This is a genomic window from Vibrio sp. 1557 (genome assembly GCF_033340175.1).
GTDB classification, from domain to species: Bacteria; Pseudomonadota; Gammaproteobacteria; order Enterobacterales; family Vibrionaceae; genus Vibrio; species Vibrio alginolyticus.
In genome coordinates, this window is record NZ_JAWOVZ010000256.1 from 1 (window position 1) to 1,094 (window position 1,094).

1 protein-coding gene is annotated in these 1,094 nt (G+C 44.7%); it reads right to left on the reverse strand.

The genetic code is table 11. From position 1 onward, the window contains the following. Positions 1-5 precede the first annotated feature (5 nt). The coding region (locus R7070_RS26320; protein WP_318141533.1) for a DNA internalization-related competence protein ComEC/Rec2 at positions 6-1,094 on the reverse strand (1,089 nt) is incomplete at its 5' end.

Below are 1,094 nucleotides of genomic sequence, written 5' to 3' on the forward strand. Positions count from 1 at the left end.
GACTCTTATTCTACTCGGTTACGCAGCATCTGCCTATACCAAGACTCAATTGTCTCACGACGTTTACTTTCAAAACGCCAGTTATTGCCATCAAGTAAGATTGTTATTTGGCCATCACTTCCAGTGTCTAACCAACTAACACCACTATCGGTATAGGCCTGAACGACTTCAGGTGCGGGCATTCCCCACTGGTTTAGTTTTGCCGTTGAAGCAACAGCCAAGCTAGGCTCAACAACATTAATAAACTTAGGGTTAGAAGAGGTTTTGCTTCCATGATGCGGCACTAGCATTACATCACTGCGCAGCTTTTCTGGCTCTCGAAGCAGTATCCATTCGCTGATGGCTTCGATATCACCAGTGAACAACATTTTAAAACCTGAACTAGGGTCTTCCAGACTGATGACACAAGAGTGGGGGGTGTATGCACGTACAACAGGTTTAGGAGGCCAAAGTACCTCCATGTTCAACCCTTGCCACTTCCATTTCTCAGCAGCAATACAAGGCTGATAATGTAAAAAGCTCTGGCTGCTTAGTTTGTGTTTAGGTGAAAAGTACTGTTCTATCACTTTTCGGCCACCAGCATGGTCATTATCAGCATGACTTAAAATCATCGTATCGACACTTGAGTAACCTCTGCGGTGCAGTACTGGCGTAATCACTTGCTCAGCTATACTGCCGTTTTGCCAAGCCTTACCCGTATCATAGAGTAAAACTCTCCCTTCTTTTTCGACCAGCACCGCCAACCCATGCCCGACATCAAGCACATCAATACGCCAAGTTTGGTTATCTTGCTTAGGAAACAACCCGGTCATCACAACAATTACACAGACAAACATCCAAACGTAACGAGGCATAACATGTCTTAAAACGAGCACTGCACTCACTACAGCAATAACAAATGTCCACTCGGCACTAATGGGTTGCCAAGTCCCTATGGCATATCGAACCGACCAACTTAGTGGAACCAGAAATATGTCAAGCAAATACCATAGAACCGTCGCCAACATAGGCAAGAGCAATGACGCAATTAAAGCAGCAAACATGATTGGAACGACAACAAAGCCAAACCAAGGAATGAAAACCAAATTGTAGAC